The sequence below is a fragment of the Pseudomonas defluvii genome, assembly GCF_001695625.1.
Lineage (GTDB): Bacteria > Pseudomonadota > Gammaproteobacteria > Pseudomonadales > Pseudomonadaceae > Aquipseudomonas > Aquipseudomonas defluvii.
The window spans coordinates 1-18,942 of the sequence record NZ_MBPN01000008.1 but is presented as its reverse complement, the minus strand read 5'-3'; the positions used below and the strand labels follow the sequence as shown (position 1 = coordinate 18,942).

The window sequence follows — 18,942 nt, the reverse complement described above, 5'->3', positions numbered from 1 at the left end:
CATCGACCACTACCAAACTGCTCTGCGTTATAAATATTCACCAACCTGATGCACGCGCCATAACCATGGCGACCGCTCAAGCACGCGGGCCAAAGCCTGCACGCCATGACCAGCGGATCGTCACCCCGACGGATTTTCCACGCCAGGTTTGCCCCTGACTCCCCTGCCCCCTAGAATGGCCGGATGCGCGATGATCTCTCTCTCCTGTTGAACTCCCTCAACGATGCCCAACGTCAGGCCGTAGCGGCCCCGGTTGGCCGTCAGTTGGTCCTGGCCGGTGCCGGCTCCGGCAAAACCCGTGTGCTGGTGCACCGTATCGCCTGGTTGATCCAGGTCGAGCAGGCCTCACCGCACTCGATCCTGTCGGTGACCTTCACCAACAAGGCTGCCGCCGAGATGCGCCAGCGTATCGAGCAACTGATGGGTATCAACCCGGCAGGCATGTGGGTGGGCACCTTCCACGGCCTGGCCCATCGCCTGTTGCGGGCGCACTGGCAAGAAGCCGGGCTGAACCAGAATTTCCAGATTCTCGACAGCGACGATCAACAGCGCCTGGTCAAGCGCGTAATCCGCGAGTTGGGCCTGGACGAACAGCGCTGGCCTGCACGCCAGGCGCAATGGTTCATCAATGGCCAGAAAGACGAAGGCCTGCGCCCACAGCATATTCAAGCCAGCGGCGACCTGTTCCTGGGCACCATGCGCAGCATTTATGAAGCCTATGAGGCCGCCTGCCAGCGCGCTGGCGTCATCGACTTCTCCGAACTGCTGCTGCGCGCCCTGGACCTCTGGCGCGACCATCCCGGCCTGCTGGAGCATTACCAGCGCCGCTTCCGCCACTTGCTGGTGGATGAATTCCAGGATACCAACGCCGTGCAATATGCCTGGCTGCGGCTACTGGCCAAGGGTGGCGACAGCTTGATGGTGGTCGGCGACGACGATCAGTCCATTTATGGCTGGCGCGGTGCCAAGATCGAGAACATTCATCAGTACACCAGCGACTTCCCCGACGCCGAGTTGATCCGCCTGGAGCAGAACTACCGCTCCACCGCCGGCATCCTCAAAGCCGCCAACGCCCTGATCGCCAACAACAGCGGGCGCCTGGGCAAAGAGCTGTGGACCGACGGTGGCGACGGCGAACCACTGAGCCTTTACGCCGCCTTCAACGAACACGACGAAGCGCGCTACGTGGTGGAAACCATCGAAAGCGTGATCAAGACCGGTGCGGCGCGTAGCGATATCGCCATCCTTTACCGCTCCAACGCCCAGTCGCGGGTGCTCGAAGAGGCCCTGCTGCGCGAACGCATCCCCTATCGAATCTACGGGGGGCAACGCTTCTTCGAGCGCGCCGAGATCAAGAACGCCATGGCCTATTTGCGCCTGCTGGAGGGCCGTGGCAACGACGCGGCACTGGAGCGGGTCATTAATGTGCCGCCGCGTGGCATCGGTGAGAAAACCGTCGAAGCCATTCGCGAGCATGCCCGCCATGCCCAGGTCTCGATGTGGGAGGCCGTGGCCCTGCTGCTCGCCAACAAGGGCCTCAAGGGCCGTGCAGCCAGCGCGCTGAGCGCCTTTATCGAACTGATCGAAAACCTGGCGGCGAAGGTGCTGGAAATGCCGCTGCACCTGATGACCCAGACAGTGATCGAGCAATCAGGGCTGATCGTCTATCACCAGGAAGAGAAAGGTGAGAAAGGCCAGGCACGGGTAGAAAACCTTGAGGAACTGGTCAGCGCAGCGCGCAACTTTGAAACCAGTGAAGACGACGAAGACCTCTCGCCGCTCTCGGCATTCCTCGGCCATGCCTCGCTGGAAGCCGGTGAGGCCCAGGCCGATGAGCATGAAGACAGCATCCAGTTGATGACCCTGCACAGCGCCAAGGGCCTGGAGTTCCCTTACGTGTTCCTGGTGGGCATGGAAGAAGGCCTGTTCCCGCACAAGATGAGCCTGGAGGAGCCAGGGCGCCTCGAAGAGGAACGCCGCCTGGCCTATGTCGGCATTACCCGGGCCATGCAGCAACTGGTCATGACCTACGCCGAAACCCGCCGCCTGTACGGCAGCGAGACCTACAACAAGGTGTCACGTTTCGTACGTGAAATTCCGGCCGGGCTGATTCAGGAAGTGCGTTTGTCCAACAGCGTCAGCCGCCCGTTCGGCTCTGGCCAGAAGCAGAATTCGAGCAGCCTGTTCGGTAGCGCTAACATCCCGCAAACCGCCTTCAACCTCGGCCAGCGGGTACAGCATGCAGTGTTTGGCGAAGGCGTGATCCTGAACTTTGAAGGCTCCGGCGCGCAGGCACGCGTGCAAGTCAACTTCGCCGAAGGCAGCAAGTGGCTGATGCTGGGTTATGCCAAGCTGGAAGCCATCTAAGTCGCGTTTCTGGACAAAGGTAACGCAATGGGCTCGGGCTTCTTTTCCTCATGAACGTTCTGAGCCATTGCCGCCTGCCCCCCATAGCCACCGGCCCCCAGGTATTAGCTGATCGTGCAACAGGCTTGAGTCAAGCATGAAGGCATAATCAAGCAAAAGCTGGAAACATTATGGTGCTGGTCATGCAGCCTACAACCTGTGCACCATGACGCGCGTGCAATCCACAAAACGGGAATTCCCATACTATGCAACGTTTTCTTAGCATCGCTCTAGCGCTGTGCATTGGCCTGACGATGAGCCTCGACGCCAATGCCAAACGCTTCGGCGGCGGCAAGAGCTCGGGCGCAGCACCGACCCATCAAACCCGCCAGGCCGCCCCATCCACTCCGGCAGCCACCCCCGCAATGCCAGGCCGTGCGCCTGCCGCTGCCAGCGGCGCCTCGCGCTGGCTCGGCCCATTGGCCGGTATCGCCGCCGGTGGCCTACTGGCCTCGATGTTCATGGGTGATGGCTTCGAGGGGATGCAGTTCCTCGACATCATCATCATGGCGCTGATCGCCTTCCTGGCGTTCCGCTTCATTGCGGCCCGCCGTCGCAAGCAACAGCAGCCACAGATGGCGCCAGCAGGTCACGCACCGTTCCAGCGTGAAGCCTACGAGCAACCAGCACAGCCGCAGGTATTCGGTGGTTCGCCAGCCTCGTCGGCCCGCCCGGTCATCAACGCACCGGCCTGGTTCAACGAGCAGAGCTTCCTGGCTGCAGCACGCAACCACTTCCAGTCGCTGCAGCAGCACTGGGACGCGAACGAGATGGACAAGATCGCCGAGTTCGTCACGCCACAAATGCTGCAGTTCCTCAAGCAGGAGCGCGCGGCCTTGGGCGAGGGCTTCCAGTCCACCTACATCGATGACCTGAATGTGCAACTGGAAGGTGTCGACGACCGCGCCGACAAGACCATCGCCACTCTGACCTTCAGCGGCGTGTCGAAAACCTCGCGCTTCGACCAGGGCGAAGTGTTCAGCGAAAGCTGGAACATGGAACGTGCCCAAGGCGAAAACCAGCCGTGGCTGGTCGCCGGGATCCGCCAAAACGGCTGATTTTCAGGCATTGCACAAAAAACCCCGGGCCTGTCCCGGGGTTTTGCTTTTGCCGGATTGCGCTACTAGGGTATAACGCGCAGCGTGTCATCAAGGTAAGAGGATAGAGCCGTGGAAGAAGTGATTGAACAACTCCGTGAAGCCAATGAACCCGTGCCGGTTCCACTGGAGTTGCCCGACGAGGATCAACTGGTCGAGATCGAAGAGCAGTTGTTCATCAACATTCCCTTCGTCTTCAAAGAGTTCCTGCTGACCGTCAGCGATGTCGTGTACGGTAGCCTGGAACCGGTGACCGCGACCGACCCACAATCGCACACCTACCTGCCTGAAGTCGCCGCCAATGCCTGGGATGCGGGCGTACCGCGCGACCTGATCCCGCTCTGCCAGGACGGCGATGACTACTACTGCGTCGAAGAAGACGGCACCGTAGTGTTGTGGTCGGGCGAAGAAGAATGCGTCACCGAGGAAAACTGGGAATCGGTCTGGCACTGGGCTCGGGATGTCTGGCTGGAAAGCTGACCTGAACATCGCCTGAAGCATCAACGGCCATCGGGCAGTCGATTGGCGCTGGCAGGACGCGCCATCAACGCACCCTAGCGGTGATGGCCGTCATCATGCTCAAGCGTTTCGAGCAAAGCGATCTGCATCCGCGTGTGCACCCGGATGAACCAGCGCCAGAGCAACGCGACCACGCCCGCAGCGACCACCGCGATCACCAGCAGCAGTTCACTGGTCGGCAGAATACTGGCCGACAATGCCGACAACAGCAGGAAAATCACCAACAACGACAGCAGCGGAATCACCTCGGCGATTACCCGTCGAACACGCTGGGTATGTCGCCCCGCCACCTCCGGTTTCACCCCCATTTCCGCCAACAGCATCGAGAGCGCCTTGAGCTTGCGATAAGCCGCGATCAGGAACGGTAGCGACAACAACAGCGCTGCGCCCCAAATCAAGGCCTTGTGCTGCCCTGTGTCGCTGATCCAGCCGCTCAACCAGGCGCTGATGCGGTATGCAAAGTAACCGCCACTAAAGAAGATCGCGGCCACCAGGGCCAGGTTGACCCCAACCTGCAACAGAATCCGCCGGATCATGGCCGCCAGCATCGCGCCCTCGCCGTGTGGTTGAATACTGCGCAACCATTCACCATACAGCGACAGTACTCGGCCCAGACGCTGCGGCATGACCTTGGCCAGCCTCTGTGACAACGGATCTGCACTGCGAATCAAATACGGCGTCAGCAGCGTGGTAATCGCCGACACGGCCACCGCGACCGGGTAGAGGAAGTCACTGGTGACCTGCAGGGTGATCCCCAGCGCCGCGATGATGAAAGAGAACTCGCCGATCTGTGACAGGCCCATGCCGACACGCAACGACGTGCGCCCATCGTTGCCCGCAATAAATGCTCCCATGCCGCAAGAAAGCATCTTGCCCAGCACGACGGCAACGGTAATCACCGCAATCGGCCAGGCATAGTCGAGCAGCACCCGCGGGTCGATCATCATGCCGATGGCGACAAAAAAGATGGCACTGAACAGGTCACGAACCGGCTCGATCAAGCGCTCTATTTTCAGTAACTGCCGCGACTCAGCCATAATCGCGCCAATCAGGAACGCACCCAGCACCATGCTGTACTCAAGCTTGACCACCAGTAGGCAAAAGCCGAAGCACAGCCCTAGCACCGTAATCAGCAGCATCTCGTTGCTTTCAAAGCGCGCCACGTAGGCCAACACACGCGGCACCAGAAGAATGCCGACCACCAACGCCACAATCATGAACAGCGACAGTTTGCCGACCGTGGAAAACACCTCACCGGAGCTGACCGTACCGCTGACGGCAATGCCCGATAACAAGGCAATAATGCCGATACCCAGAATGTCTTCAACGATCAGTACACCAAAGATCAACTGGGCGAAGCGCTCGTTCTTCATCTTCAGGTCATTGAGCGCCTTGACGATGATCGTGGTCGAGGAAATCGCCAGAATCGCCCCGAGAAACAACGAATCCATGGTGCTCCAGCCAAACCAGCGGCCAATCTCGAAGCCGATCCAGATCATCAGGACGATTTCCAGAAAAGCGGCGATAAAGGCGGTTGCCCCGACCTTGAACAGCTTGCGCAGGCTGAACTCCAGGCCCAGGCAGAACATCAGGAAAATCACCCCGAGCTCGGCCAGGGTCTTGATCGTGTCTTCGTCGTGAATCAGGCCGAACGGTGGGGTATAAGGGCCAATGATGAACCCGGCAACGATGTAACCCAGGACCACCGGCTGCTTGAGGCGATGAAAAAGCACGGTGACGACCCCGGCAACCAGCATGATCACCGCCAAATCCTGAATAAAGCTGATGGCATGCATGGCGGACACCTCCTGAATACGTACAAAAAACAAACAAGTACCTGTCAGAGTGATCTGATTGAGCGGCACCTGTTTTATGCTTTATCTGTAGGAATAACCCACCTTGCATGGGCCAACTGAGGTTAACACCCGCCACTGCATGAGGCTGGCGATGCAATATGTAGAAACAGATCGACAGATTTGCCCGACCAAATGACCTGAAACGCGTGACGGCAAGGAGCCTGCCAGCGTCCCGTTTTTATGATGGGAATCGTAACGGGGAAAGAAGCGTCCGTTCAGGCGCCCCCCACTCAGCGCAACCTCACCGTGAGCACACTATGGAACCTGGAAACGCCCAGCTATCGATGACCGTCCTGATGACTCCGGACAAGGCCAATTTTTCTGGCAACGTACACGGCGGTACCCTGCTCAAGTACCTCGATGAAGTCGCCTATGCCTGTGCCAGCCGCTACGCTGGCCGCTATGTGGTGACACTCTCGGTTGATCAAGTGATTTTCCGCGAGCCGGTGCATGTCGGCGAATTGGTGACGTTCCTGGCCTCGGTCAACTACACCGGCACCACCTCCATGGAGGTGGGCATCAAAGTGGTCACTGAGAACATCCGCGAACGCTCGGTGCGCCATAGCAACAGCTGTTTCTTCACCATGGTCGCCGTCGACGACGACCGCAAGCCCGTGCCTGTGCCGCCACGTCAGCCGGAAACCAGCGAAGAAAAGCGTCGTTTCCTGCAGGGTAAGCAGCGCCGCCTGATTCGCCAGGAGCTGGAAAAACGCTACCAGGAGCTCAAGGCCGACGCCCTTTAAAACGCCAGGCGCTGCGCCTCAAAACGCAGCCGTGGATGCACAATACGATCCTGGGCCCGCACCAGTTCCAGTTCATAACTGCCGCAGGCCTGGGTTTCCAGCAGTACTTCATGCACAGCTGCGGCACTGTACTCGAATGCCGCGACCCAACTGTCGCCCAACAGCAGCCGAGCCAGGAACAACCCGGCAGTGAGGTCGCCGACACCCACCGGCTGGCGCGGGAAGGCCAGCAGCGGGCGACGCAGGTGCCAATTGCCTTCAGCGGTCACCAACAGCATCTCAAAATCATTGGCTTGCCGGTCCGGATAGGCCAGGTGCTTGACCAATACCGCCTTCGGCCCACGGCTCAACAACGACCGTGCCATTGCAACGCAATCGTCGAGCGATTCAGCGCGACGACCGCAAAAGCTGTCCAGCTCAAGCTGATTCGGGCACAACACATCGGCCGCCGCCAGCGCCTCCTCTCGTAGAAAGTCGCTGACTTCTTCGGGCACGATGCAGCCTTTTTCTGCGTGCCCCATCACCGGATCGCACAGGTACAGCGCTGCCGGGTTGGCCGCCTTGATTTGCGCCACAACCGCGAGGATTGCACGCCCCTGGGCCGCACTGCCGAGGTAACCGGACAACACCGCATCGCAATTGCCAAGCTCACCGATCGTCGCGATTCCGTTCACCAGCGCAGGAATTTGCGCTGGCGCAAGCACTTCTCCAGTCCACTGGCCATACTGTGTGTGGTTAGAGAACTGCACGGTATTGAGTGGCCAGACGTTGACCCCCACACGCTGCATGGGGAACACCGCAGCGCTGTTGCCGGCGTGACCGAAGACCACATGAGACTGGATAGCAAGCAGGTGTGGCGTACGTTTCATGCAAGGCTTCCGATGCGTTGTAATAGAGACAAGGCATGCAGTATGGCGCTAAATACCACCTGTACGACAGCGCTGGGAGGCGGTTAAGCTGAGTACACCTCGTTGGAGCCTATGTAATGTTGACCCTCGAAAATCTATCCGTACTGATGCTGCTGGCTACCGTCGGTGCTTGGCTTTGGCATAACCACGGGCTGCGTGAAAAAGCGCTGGAAAGGGTCAAACAGCATTGCGCCAAGCTCGACCTGGAGTTGCTCGACGGCAACGTCGCGCTCAAACGTATCGCCTTTATCCGTGATGCCAATGGCAGGAAGCGCCTGGCCCGTGTGTATAACTTTGAGTTCACGGTAACCGGGGAGCAACGCCACCCCGGCACCATCACTCAATTTGGCGCCCACGCCATGCAAATCGAACTGGCGCCCTACCCGTTCGAGATCAAGCCAGTGCAACACCATGACAACGTGATTGAAATGAAACAGTGGCGCCAGGAGCACAACCGCTGGCACAACTGATCAACACAGGCATGCCGCCATGCCTTGTTGCAGCGCTTCAGCATCCTGGGGCTGAGCAAAGATCAGTTCGATACGTGAATCACGCCGCCAGTGGCTCGACTGCCAGACCAGGGGTTTACCTTCCAATGCGTTAGCAGACTGCCAACCTTCCGGGCTGTGGATAACCAGTTTGGCCCGGCGCCACACCAGCCCCGCAAGAAACCCCTCTATACGCTGCGCATCGAGCAACTGACTCGGGTGCCAGCGCCAGCCAATGCTCCAGCCGTCAGTTGATTGATGGTGCAGGCAGATCGGCTCGGATGGACTTGTCCACAGAGCGCCGAGTGGTGCGGTACCGTCAGGCAACGCAGAATTATCCACAGCCGGCTTATCCACAATTGCGGTGGACTGCTTCAGCAGCTCATCCAGAGGTAACCGACCTTGTTCCGTCCAATAGCACGGCACGGTGGGTAATCGGGAGGTTATCCACACCCGTTTTTCACTATCCACAGCCTCGGCTTTGTTCAGCACCAACAACCCTGCCTCAACCAATGCGGCTTGCTGACTGTCCGCTAGCGGCTGGCCACCCGCCAACATCTGGGCATCCAGCACCATCACCAAGGGCTGCACATCCAGCACACCCTGCCATGGTGGCTGGCGCAGTTGCGCCAACAGCTGCGCCGGGTGACCAAGCCCTGAAGGTTCGATAAACAGCCGGTCTGGTCTGGATTTGCGCAACAACCGACCCAGGCCAACCTGAAACGGTGCGCCGTTCACACAACACAAGCACCCTCCAGCCACCTCGCCCATGGCAATGCCGTCATCTGCAGTGCTGAGCAGCGCCGCATCCAGGCCGATCTGACCGAACTCGTTTATCAACACCGCCCAGCGCTCAGTGGCCGGGCGATGAGCCATCAAGTGGCGAATCAGACTGGTCTTACCGGCCCCCAAGGGCCCGGCAATCACGTGGGTAGGTATGTTCTGCAGCATGGTCATCAACAGGCCTGGAAGATCGCACACTATGCGCTGGACTCAGGCCATCCAGTCAAGGCTAAGGATCAAACGGCGCTCACCGTTGGCCAGTGCTGGCGACCTGTGGATAAGCCCGCAGCCTTCATTACCCAACCACTTCTCCCCCTTCAGCAAGGCGACAGCACCACAGCCCAACTGACGAACCCGCGCCGGCTCGACCTCTGCCGGCAGCGGCTGGACGCGTTTATCCACAGCCTCTTCCAGCCATTCGCTGCCGGGCCCGGCATAGGTCGTGAGCAGCCGCAAGGGTACGTGATCGACATGCCAACGCGGGCACATGGCGTTGTCCAGTGCCGTAAGACGTACCCCAACCCGACGAGCATCAAGCAGGCAGGCATAGGCACCAACCAGCCAGGCCACATCGGCGACGAAGCCATCGTAGCCTGTCAGGTCGGCATAGCCTCTGGCCACCGCAGGCAATGCCGGAAGTTGCCCGTCGTCGTCCAATTCCAACGTGAACGACTCCGCCAATGGTTGGTTCAATGACAACAACAGGCTGGCAAAATCGGCGATATGCACAGGCAGTTGCCGCTCCCAAACGGCCAGATTGATCCCATCCTGCAAGGCTTCACCCAGGACCTGAGGTGATTCACCAAGTACCTGGCGCGGAACATAACGAGGCGTTGGTGCCAACATCAGGCAGCGTCCTCTTCGTACCACGGACCAAAGGGGTCCGGCAGCTGACTCCAGGCGTCTTCGCCTAGCGCCATTTCAGCGTCACTCAGCAAGCAGGCCGCCAGCTCAGCTTCAAGCCTGGCAAAATCAATATGCTGGCCGATGAACACCAGTTCTTGCCGACAATCACCGCACGCGCTGTTCCAATGCTTGAGGATTGCCGCCTGACTGTCCTGATCCTGTGGCCAATGCTCGCGAGGCACAAAACGCCACCAACGACCGGCGAATCCGTGTCGAACCATGCCACCTGCCTGAGACCAGCTACCGGCATCACTCAGTTTACTGGCCAGCCAGAAAAAGCCCTTGGAGCGCAGCAGTCGCCCATTCGTCCAGGGGCTGTGGATAAAGTCGAAGAAGCGCTGCGGATGCAACGGACGCCGAGCCTGCCAGGCCCATGAGCAAATGCCATACTCCTGCGTTTCAGGCACATGCGTGCCACGCAGTTCCTGAAGCCAACCGGGCGCCTGTGCGGCCGTGTCGAAGTCGAACAAGCCGGTGTTGAGGATCCGCTCCAGCGGCACCTGTCCCATGACCATTGGAACAATCTGCGCGTGAGCGTTAAGGCTACGCAGGATCGCCATTAGTTCGTCACGGCTGTGGCTACCCACCAGATCGATCTTGCTGACCAGAATCACATCAGCGAACTCCACCTGCTCGATCAAGAGATCACTGATCGAACGCTCATCCTCTTCGCCAAGGGTTTCGCCACGGCTCGCCAGGCTTTCCGCAGCCTGATAATCACTCAGGAAATTCAAACCATCGACTACCGTGACCATGGTATCGAGCCGCGCCTGGTCGGCCAGGCTGCGGCCTTGGTCATCCCGGAAGGTAAAGGTTTCAGCCACGGGGAGTGGTTCAGAAATACCGGTCGACTCAATCAGCAAGTAATCGAACCGACCTTCTCGAGCCAGTCGCCCGACTTCCTCGAGCAGGTCTTCGCGCAAGGTGCAGCAGATGCAACCGTTGCTCATCTCGACCAACTTCTCCTCGGCACGGTTCAAGCTGACATTACGTTGCACCTCACTGGCATCGATGTTGATTTCACTCATGTCGTTGACGATCACTGCCACCCGGAGGTTTTCGCGATTGCGCAGCACATGATTGAGCAGCGTGCTCTTGCCTGCGCCGAGAAAGCCGGAGAGCACAGTAACGGGAAGACGGTCGGGCATGGTGGGGTCCTCATCGGGGCAGCATTCGATAGATGCTTTACGAGATGTTATATTATAACGGCGCACTTATTCCAAGCACCTTCGCAAGCGCACGACCGCTAACCACCTCGAGGAAGTCTTGATGAATCAACCGTGGGCTTGGCTTGTTTGCCTCGCTGCACTTGCCCCGCACGCCCTCGCGCAGGCACTACCCAGCGACACGCTGGCGCACTGCACGCGCAGCGCAAACCTGCTGGCCTGCAAGGATCTCGAGGGCAATTACTACAGTGTGCAAACCAAAGGCAGCACCGTGTTTTTGCGCGGGTACGAGATAGAGGGCAAACGTCGCTGGGCACAAACCAGCGACCGCTACGGTCAACTGACCTTCTTCACCGGGCTGGCCAGTGACGGTGAAGCCTGGGTCGGCTACAGCCGTCGCGTCGGTTGGACCACGATCAACCGCGTATCCAGTTCCAACGGACAGCGCTTTGGCGTGCGCTGCAGTCGAGTAAGCGGTTGCCAGTAATCCCTGCAGTCTTGTAGAACACTGCATTGTTATAATATAACAAACTACTTTTCCGCCACGACGAACAACCCATGACTGCCCTGCCTCTTCCCGACATTGCCACTCAGGCACTACACCAGCCACTACCACTGAACTGGGTGGGCATGTGCGGCATTGCCTTGCCGGTGTCGTTCAACGCTCAACGGCTGCGCGCCAGTGCCGATGCCGGCGTCAGCCTGGATAACGGCGAATCACGCGGGATACACATGTCGCGCTTGTACCTGGCACTGGAAGCACTGGAACAAAAAGAACTTTGCCCAGCACTGATTCATCAGGTGCTTGAACACTTTCTGGAAAGCCACTGCGGTCTTTCTGACAGCGCTTACCTGCGCCTGCAATTTGAAGTCATGCTGAAACAGCCAGCATTGGTCAGCCCGCTGTCAGGCTGGAAGGCCTATCCCGTGGTGCTGACTGCACGCCTAGAACAAGAAGTGTTCCACGTGGAACTAAATGTGCACGTGACCTATTCCTCAACCTGCCCCTGTTCCGCAGCACTCGCAAGGCAACTGATTCAACAGCAATTTCTCGCCGATTTCGCTAACCGACCGCTCAGCCATGATGCGCTGCTCTCCTGGCTAGGCAGTGCCGCGGGCATCGTTGCCACGCCCCATAGCCAACGTAGCCTGGCAACGTTGCAGGTACGCTTAACGCAAGACGTTAGTGTGTTTCCCATCGTCGCACTGATTGATCATGCCGAAGGGGCACTGGGTACGGCGGTGCAGACCGCAGTGAAACGCGCCGATGAGCAAGCTTTCGCACTGGCCAACGGTCAGAACCTGATGTTCTGCGAAGATGCCGTGCGCCGTTTACACCTGGCCTTAAGGCGCCATGCCTGGATCGACGGGTTCAGCCTGCAGGTTGAACATGCCGAGAGCTTGCATGCTCACGATGCAGTCGCCCGCAGCCAGTGGCAGTGGTAATTCATTGGTAAGGGAGAGATAGCCATGATTCGCAAGAACCCCAGCGGTGATCTACCGGTGATCGCCGAATCCGCTTATGTCGATAAAACGGCAATCATCTGCGGCAAGGTGATCATCGCCGACAATGTGTTCGTTGGGCCCTATGCGGTCATTCGGGCTGATGAAGTGGACAGCAACGGCGCGATGGAGCCCATCACTATTGGCGCCAACTCCAACATTCAGGATGGTGTGGTGATCCACTCAAAGTCAGGGGCCGCGGTGACCATTGGCGAGTTCACCTCGATTGCTCACCGCTCCATCGTCCATGGCCCCTGCACCGTTGGCAATCGGGTGTTCATCGGCTTCAACAGCGTACTGTTCAACTGCACCGTCGGCGACGGCAGCGTGGTACGGCACAACTCGGTGGTCGATGGCTGCAACCTGCCGGCGCAATTTTATGTGCCCTCAACAACGCGAATGGGTGCCAGCACGGATCTCTCACAGTTTCCTCCTGTGAGCATCAGCGCCTCGGAATTCTCCGAAGACGTAGCCCGCACCAACGTTGACCTGGTGCGGGGCTACAAGGCGCTGCAGAACGAGTTCTAGGTGCGTGGCTTAACGGTGCCGCAGTTGCTGCCGAGCCAGACCGCACGGGTTTCCATGCTGCCCTGTTGCTGCGTTCCCGAAGCGTTGAAGGTGCCGTTGACCTTGGTCAGGAACTCACGGTCACTGAGGAACTGAGCCTGCCCGGCACCTTGGGCTTTGGGGCAGCTAAAACGGAATTTCCAGACATTGCCGTTGCGCTCGGTGATTTCCTGGCGACAACCTGACTTGGGGTCTTGCAAGGGGATGTTATCGCTGTTGACCTGCTCCTGAGTCAGGCAGGAGCGCACGCCATTCCCCGCCACAGTGACACCTTGCTTGGCCAACACCTGCTCCATCATTGCACGCTGCTCGGGCGGCAGGTTTTTCAACTGGCCGAGCATGAACTGCATATCCGGCAGCGGCCTGCCATCAACCTGCATGTTGCTGGTGGTCAACTCCCACAGGCCTGGCTGCAACATCTGTGCATTCACCAACGGGCTCGCCAACCCGAAGACCAGCGCCAGTATTGGCAGACGAATCTTCATCTAGTCACTCCTCGAAACGCCGGCGTCGGGCCGGAACATGGTTTAGACGCTGATTTACGCTTTCGGTTGCAAGTACTGCCCGGAACATGCTCTGGTAGAGGCAGTGCCAGCGGACAGCAGGATGTGTATGGATTACCACAGCCCCTACTTCTTCGGTTACCTGATCGGCCTGATCCACTTGCTGGGTGTGGGTGCTGCACTCCACGCCGTGGTCAGCGTCCGTACTGCGCAGGGTGCGATCGCCTGGGCCCTGTCGCTGTTGTTCATACCCTACCTGACACTGATTCCTTACCTGGTGTTTGGCAGCCGAACCTTCGATGCGTACATCAAAGCACGACGTCAGGCCAACCGCGAAATGCACCTGGCCATCACTGACCTGAACTGGCGCCCGTGGGTGGAAGAAGCATTAGCTGCGCGAAGCTCCAGCTCCTACGCCGCCTTGCGCGCATTACCGAAACTCGGTCGCATGCCCTGCTTGGCGAACAATCAGATCAAACTACTGATCGATGGGCAGGCCACCTTCAGCGCCATCCTTGATGCCATTGCCCAAGCCCGTAATACGGTGCTGGTGCAGTTTTTCATCATCCATGACGATGAACTGGGCCGGCGGCTGCAAACACTGCTACTGAAAAAAGCCGCCGAAGGCTTAAAGATCTATGTGCTTTACGACAGTGTCGGCAGCCACGGCCTGCCCTCGGCATACTGCCAGACGCTGCGTGAAGGCGGCGTTGAGATACGTGCCTTCAGCACCCGTCACGGCTGGTTCAATCGCTTCCAGGTCAACTTCCGCAACCACCGCAAGATCGTCGTCGTCGACGGCTTGCAAGGCTTCGTCGGTGGGCACAACGTTGGCGATGAGTACCTGGGAGGCAACCCCAAACTGTCGCCTTGGCGCGATACCCACGTACAGGTCAGCGGCCCAGTGCTGGCCTGCCTGCAGGAATCCTTTGCCGAAGACTGGTTCTGGGCCGCACGGCAATTGCCGCCATTGATCCTGCCGGATGAGTACCCGGACGAGGGCGTACTGTGCCAAGTGCTGGCCAGCGGGCCAGCTGATCCTCAGGAGACCTGCTCACTGTTCTTCATCGAGGCGATTCATTCAGCGCGTGAGCGCCTATGGATAACCAGCCCGTACTTCATTCCCGATGAGGCGATCTTCGCCGCGCTACGACTGGCCGTTCTGCGTGGCGTCGATGTGCGTATCCTGTTGCCCTCACGTCCCGACCATCGGATCGTCTATGCCGCTTCCAGCCTGTTTGCCTTAGAGGCGGTACGCGCCGGGGTGCGGATCTTTCGCTACCAGCCCGGGTTCCTGCATCAGAAGGTTGTACTGATCGACGATGAAGTCAGTGCGATCGGCAGCGCGAACCTGGACAACCGCTCCTTCCGCCTGAACTTCGAGATCATGCTGCTGACCATCGACAGGACCTTTGCCGATCAGGTCGAAGCCATGCTCAAGCACGACTTCGAACAGGCTCGGGAAATCACTGCCGAGGACAGCCGCGACACCCATCGACTGCAGTTGCTGGGCATGCGTATCGCCAGGCTGATCTCCCCCATCCTCTAGTGGCGAGGCATCGTCAGCGATAAAGATCCGCCCGGGTCCATGGCAGGGTATGACTGCCATCGGCCAGCGGCTTTACCGCCAGAATCTGGTGCAGGTTGATCCAGCCCTTGGCGAAGGCGTATGAACAACCGGCCAAGTACAATCGCCAGATTCTCAGCGCGCGTTCAGGCACCAGACGTCCGGCTTCATCAAGCTTCGCCTCCAGTCGATCACTCCAGAAGTGCAATGTCCGGGCATAGTGCAAACGCAGGCTTTCCACATCGACCACCTCTAGCCCGGCATCGCTGATGTAAGCACTGATCATCGACAGGTGCGGCAGCTCGCCATGGGGGAACACATAGCGGTCAATGAACTCGCCTGCCCCCCGCCCGACTGGCCGACCATCAATATGTTTGGCGGTGATGCCGTGGTTCATCACCAGGCCACCTTCACGGACAGCGCCAAACAGGCGCTGGCAGTACAACGCCAGGTTGGCATGGCCAACATGCTCGAACATGCCAACACTCACCACCTTGTCGAAACGGCCATCCTGCGGCAGATCCCGGTAGTCGAGGATTTTTAGATCAACCTGCTGCTCCAGGCCTTCCGCCTTGACCCGTTCCCGACCCAGCTTGAGTTGCTCCTTGCTCAAGGTGATACCCATGACCTTGGCACCGAACTCGCGGGCGGCAAACCGCGCCAGGCCACCCCAACCACAACCGACATCCAGCAAGTAGTCACCGCGCTGCAGCCGTAGCTTGCGACACAAATGCTCGAGTTTGTCCTGCTGGGCTTGCTCAAGGGTTTCATTGCCCGTCTTGAAGTAGGCGCAGGAGTAGACCATTTCCTGGTCGAGCCAGAGCTGATAGAAATCGTTGGACAGGTCGTAATGGTAGGAAATATCAGCCGCGTCAGTCGTCTTGTCATGCGCAGCACGCTGGGGTTGTGGCTCGTCATCATCCAGAAGCAGCGCTTGAGTCAGTTCGTCGCAAACCTGGATAACCTCGCCGATATTACCTTCCAGCTCCAGCCTGCCTTCGACAAATGCCGACCCCAGATCATCAAGGCTAGGACGGGTAAGCTGACTTATCAGCTGTGGGTCCTTCACCACAATGGTGACGTGTGGCCCAGGCCCCAGATCGAAGTGGAGACCATTCCAAAACTTCAGGCGAAGTGGCAGCCGTACGTTTTGCAGAGCCGCTGGAAGTTGCGCAAGCATGAAAAAACCTCCCGTTGTCTTAGAACGTCACGAGGAAAAGGGTAGTTCATCTGCGAGAACTTTCTGAATAAGTCCACACCACAGATTGTATACAATCCATCAATCACGGACTAATCTTGCGCCCATTGTCGATACCTCATCCTGGAGTACAGCAATGAAAAGCTACGATATCGTGATCATTGGCGGGGGGCCGGGTGGCTACAACGCTGCTATTCGGGCCGGGCAATTGGGCCTTAGCGTCGCCTGTGTGGAAGGTCGTTCAACCCTGGGCGGCACCTGCCTGAATGTCGGTTGCATGCCGTCAAAGGCGCTGTTGCATGCCTCTGAACTCTACGACGCCGCCAGCAATGGCGAACTGGCCACACTGGGTATCGAGGTGAAACCGACCTTGAACCTGGCCCAGATGATGAAGCAAAAAGATGACAGCGTTACCGGCCTGACCAAAGGAATCGAGTACCTGTTCCGCAAGAACAAGGTCGACTGGATCAAGGGCTGGGGTCGTCTCGACGGCGTCGGCAAGGTCAAGGTAACCGACGCGCAAGGGACCGTCAGCGAACTGCAGGCCAAGGACATTGTCATTGCCACCGGTTCCGAACCTACGCCGCTGCCAGGGGTGCCCCTTGATCACCAACGCATCATCGACTCCACCGGCGCCCTCTCCCTGATCGAAGTGCCCAAGCACCTGGTCGTGATCGGAGCGGGTGTCATCGGCCTGGAGCTGGGCTCGGTATGGCGTCGCCTTGGCAGCCAGGTCACCATCATCGAGTACCTGGACCGTATCTGCCCAGGCACTGATGAAGAGGCCGCGAAAACCCTGCAACGCTCACTGGCCAAGCAAGGCATGACCTTCAAGCTGGGTACCAAGGTGACCCAGGCCAGTGTCGTCGGGAACGGCGTGCAACTGACTCTGGAGCCTGCCGCTGGCGGTGCTGCCGAAACGCTGGAAGCCGACTATGTACTGGTGGCCATCGGACGGCGCCCTTATACCCATGGCCTGGGGCTGGAGACCGTCGGCCTGGAAACCGACAAGCGCGGCATGCTCGCCAACGAGGGCCATCGCTCGACGGTTCCGGGTATCTGGGTCATTGGCGACGTCACCTCGGGGCCGATGCTCGCGCACAAGGCCGAGGACGAAGCGATCGCCTGTATCGAGCGAATTGCCGGCAAGGCGCACGAGGTCAATTACGGCCTGATCCCAGGGGTTATCTACACCCGCCCGGAACTGGCCAGCGTCGGCAAGACCGAAGAACAACTCAGGGCCGAAGGCCGGGCCTACAAGGTTGGCAAGTTCCCGTTCACCGCCAACAGCCGGGCCAAGATCAACCATGAAACCGAAGGGTTCGCCAAAGTCCTGGCAGATGCCAACACTGACGAAGTCCTTGGCGTGCATCTGGTTGGCCCGAGCGTCAGCGAGATGATCGGTGAGTACTGCGTGGCCATGGAGTTCAGCGCCTCGGCCGAGGACATCGCCCTCACCTGCCACCCGCACCCGACCCGCTCCGAGGCCTTGCGCCAGGCGGCCATGAACGTCGAAGGCATGGCGATGCAGATCTGACCTCAGTCTGCCTGCACACCTGACCTGCGAACCTGCGGCGCGACCCGCCGCAGGTTCAGCAACAGATGAGCGAACAAGCCAAAGATCAGCCCCCAGAAAGCGGCCGACAGACCAAGAAACGACATCCCGGATGCCGTCACCAGAAAGGTGATCAGTGCAGCTTCGCGGTCAGCCGGCACACTCATCGCACCGGCAAGCGCACCACCAATGGCACCGAACAGCGCCAGCCCGGCCAGGGCTGCGATCAAAGCGGCCGGAAAGGCACTGAACAACGACACCAATGTCGCGCCGAACACGCCCAGCAACACATACAGTGCACCACCGCAAACACCCGCCCAGTAGCGCCGATGTGGATCATCATGTGATTCACGACCAGTGCAGATCGCCGCAGTAATCGCCGCCAGGTTAAGGCCATGGCAACCAAAGGGCGCCAGCAACAGGCTGGTGAACGCACTGCTGCTGATGATCGGGCTGGCGGCTGTGGCATAACCGTCATTACGCAGCACGACAACCCCCGGTACAAACTGCCCGGTCAGTGCGACCATCACCAGCGGCAAGCTGATACTCAGCACCGCGTTCCAACTGAACTCCGGCAGGGTCAAGACGGGTGTCGCAAGGCCAATGACCAGCTCCGAACTTTTCAACTCGCCATTGGCCAGAGACAGGCTCACCCCGCAAATCAGTACCGCCAGTACGGCATAGCGCGGGGCCAGGCGCTTGAACAGCAGGTAGGTGACAAACATCGCCAAGACCAGCACGGGCTGCGCTTTCACCGACAGGAACAGACCCGTACCGAAACTGAACAGGATGCCGGCCAACATGGCCGCCGAAATGGCTGACGGCAGCTTGCTGACGATCCGATCAAACGCCCCGGACACGCCCACGCCAAGGATGATCAGGTTGGCGACGATGTAGGCGCCTACCGCCTCGGCAAAGGCAATGTTGGGCAGCAGCGCCACCAGCAACGCCGAGCCAGGCGCCGACCAGGCGATTACGACAGGAACTTTGTAGCGCAGGCTGAGGACCACCCCGAGCAGACCACTGCCAATGGAAATGGCCCAGACCCAGGAAGACAATTCGGCCGCCGACAACTGTGCGCTGTGGGCGGCCTGAAAGACGATCACCAGTGGCCCGGCATAAGAGATCATTGTGGCGATCAGGCCGGCCACCAGGGCGGACACAGAAAAGTCGCGGA

18 protein-coding genes are annotated in these 18,942 nt (G+C 59.3%); 10 read left to right on the top strand and 8 right to left on the bottom strand.

Annotated features, from left to right (window positions below; translation table 11 throughout):
* The first annotated feature begins 183 nt into the window (after window positions 1–183).
* The 3 genes from uvrD (at window position 184) to EKA13_RS03870 (ending at window position 3,983) form a co-directional block, all read left to right on the top strand.
* Window positions 184–2,367 carry a DNA helicase II gene (uvrD, locus tag EKA13_RS03880; protein ID WP_065758092.1) on the top strand — a complete coding sequence of 728 codons (2,184 nt, stop codon included), beginning with the start codon at window positions 184–186 and terminating at the stop codon, window positions 2,365–2,367.
* 245 nt (window positions 2,368–2,612) lie between these two features.
* On the top strand, window positions 2,613–3,464 hold the full coding sequence (locus EKA13_RS03875) for a Tim44 domain-containing protein (RefSeq protein ID WP_065758091.1): 852 nt from the start codon (window positions 2,613–2,615) through the stop codon (window positions 3,462–3,464).
* 111 nt (window positions 3,465–3,575) lie between these two features.
* Entirely contained in the window at window positions 3,576–3,983 is a 408-nt protein-coding gene (locus EKA13_RS03870) for an SMI1/KNR4 family protein (RefSeq protein WP_065758090.1), read from the top strand.
* A 74-nt stretch (window positions 3,984–4,057) separates the two neighbouring features.
* Here the strand turns inward: EKA13_RS03870 and EKA13_RS03865 are convergent, their stop codons facing one another.
* Complete coding sequence (locus EKA13_RS03865) at window positions 4,058–5,818, bottom strand: cation:proton antiporter (RefSeq protein WP_065758089.1); 1,761 nt, start codon at window positions 5,816–5,818, stop codon at window positions 4,058–4,060.
* A 317-nt stretch (window positions 5,819–6,135) separates the two neighbouring features.
* Between EKA13_RS03865 and EKA13_RS03860 the strand changes: the two genes are divergently transcribed.
* Window positions 6,136–6,621: an acyl-CoA thioesterase gene (locus EKA13_RS03860; RefSeq protein ID WP_065758088.1), complete on the top strand. Its 486-nt coding sequence runs from the start codon at window positions 6,136–6,138 to the stop codon at window positions 6,619–6,621.
* Here EKA13_RS03860 and pdxY read toward each other — a convergent pair.
* Window positions 6,618–7,490 carry a pyridoxal kinase PdxY gene (gene pdxY / locus EKA13_RS03855; RefSeq protein ID WP_065758087.1) on the bottom strand — a complete coding sequence of 291 codons (873 nt, stop codon included), beginning with the start codon at window positions 7,488–7,490 and terminating at the stop codon, window positions 6,618–6,620. The genes EKA13_RS03860 and pdxY overlap by 4 nt on opposite strands.
* A 116-nt stretch (window positions 7,491–7,606) precedes the next feature.
* Here pdxY and EKA13_RS03850 point away from each other — a divergent pair, with 116 nt between their 5' ends.
* The gene (locus EKA13_RS03850) at window positions 7,607–7,999 is read left to right on the top strand and encodes a DUF3301 domain-containing protein (RefSeq protein WP_065758086.1); all 393 of its coding nucleotides are present in this window, start codon (window positions 7,607–7,609) and stop codon (window positions 7,997–7,999) included.
* Here the strand turns inward: EKA13_RS03850 and EKA13_RS03845 are convergent, their stop codons facing one another.
* Genes EKA13_RS03845 through zigA form a run of 3 tightly spaced genes read right to left on the bottom strand, consistent with a single transcriptional unit; the run spans window position 8,000 to window position 10,854 of the window.
* A complete protein-coding gene (locus EKA13_RS03845) occupies window positions 8,000–8,968 on the bottom strand; it encodes a CobW family GTP-binding protein (RefSeq protein ID WP_065758161.1) in 969 nt (322 codons plus the stop codon).
* A gap of 42 nt (window positions 8,969–9,010) precedes the next feature.
* On the bottom strand, window positions 9,011–9,646 hold the full coding sequence (locus EKA13_RS03840; RefSeq protein ID WP_065758085.1) for a DUF1826 domain-containing protein: 636 nt from the start codon (window positions 9,644–9,646) through the stop codon (window positions 9,011–9,013).
* The gene (gene zigA / locus EKA13_RS03835; protein WP_065758084.1) at window positions 9,646–10,854 is read right to left on the bottom strand and encodes a zinc metallochaperone GTPase ZigA; all 1,209 of its coding nucleotides are present in this window, start codon (window positions 10,852–10,854) and stop codon (window positions 9,646–9,648) included. Before zigA ends, EKA13_RS03840 begins: the two co-directional genes overlap by 1 nt.
* Window positions 10,855–10,975: 121 nt before the next feature.
* On the opposite strand from zigA, the gene EKA13_RS03830 reads away from it, so the two are divergent.
* From EKA13_RS03830 to EKA13_RS03820, 3 genes are all read left to right on the top strand, one after another.
* Window positions 10,976–11,359, top strand: a complete 384-nt coding sequence (locus EKA13_RS03830) for a glutamine synthetase (protein ID WP_065758083.1) — start codon at window positions 10,976–10,978, stop codon at window positions 11,357–11,359.
* A gap of 71 nt (window positions 11,360–11,430) precedes the next feature.
* Complete coding sequence (folE2, locus tag EKA13_RS03825; RefSeq protein ID WP_065758082.1) at window positions 11,431–12,318, top strand: GTP cyclohydrolase FolE2; 888 nt, start codon at window positions 11,431–11,433, stop codon at window positions 12,316–12,318.
* A gap of 24 nt (window positions 12,319–12,342) precedes the next feature.
* Complete coding sequence (locus EKA13_RS03820; protein ID WP_065758081.1) at window positions 12,343–12,903, top strand: gamma carbonic anhydrase family protein; 561 nt, start codon at window positions 12,343–12,345, stop codon at window positions 12,901–12,903.
* On the opposite strand, the gene EKA13_RS03815 is transcribed toward EKA13_RS03820, so the two are convergent.
* Window positions 12,900–13,427: a DUF3617 domain-containing protein gene (locus EKA13_RS03815; protein ID WP_065758080.1), complete on the bottom strand. Its 528-nt coding sequence runs from the start codon at window positions 13,425–13,427 to the stop codon at window positions 12,900–12,902. The genes EKA13_RS03820 and EKA13_RS03815 overlap by 4 nt on opposite strands.
* 127 nt (window positions 13,428–13,554) lie before the next feature.
* Between EKA13_RS03815 and cls the strand changes: the two genes are divergently transcribed.
* Entirely contained in the window at window positions 13,555–14,994 is a 1,440-nt protein-coding gene (gene cls / locus EKA13_RS03810; protein ID WP_065758079.1) for a cardiolipin synthase, read from the top strand.
* Between the two features lie 13 nt (window positions 14,995–15,007).
* On the opposite strand, the gene cfaB is transcribed toward cls, so the two are convergent.
* Complete coding sequence (gene cfaB / locus EKA13_RS03805) at window positions 15,008–16,192, bottom strand: C17 cyclopropane fatty acid synthase CfaB (protein ID WP_065758078.1); 1,185 nt, start codon at window positions 16,190–16,192, stop codon at window positions 15,008–15,010.
* A gap of 154 nt (window positions 16,193–16,346) precedes the next feature.
* Between cfaB and lpdA the strand changes: the two genes are divergently transcribed.
* A complete protein-coding gene (gene lpdA / locus EKA13_RS03800) occupies window positions 16,347–17,747 on the top strand; it encodes a dihydrolipoyl dehydrogenase (RefSeq protein ID WP_065758077.1) in 1,401 nt (466 codons plus the stop codon).
* 2 nt (window positions 17,748–17,749) lie between these two features.
* Here lpdA and EKA13_RS03795 read toward each other — a convergent pair.
* Window positions 17,750–18,942: benzoate/H(+) symporter BenE family transporter (locus EKA13_RS03795; protein WP_065758076.1), on the bottom strand; the 1,193-nt coding region annotated here is incomplete at its 5' end.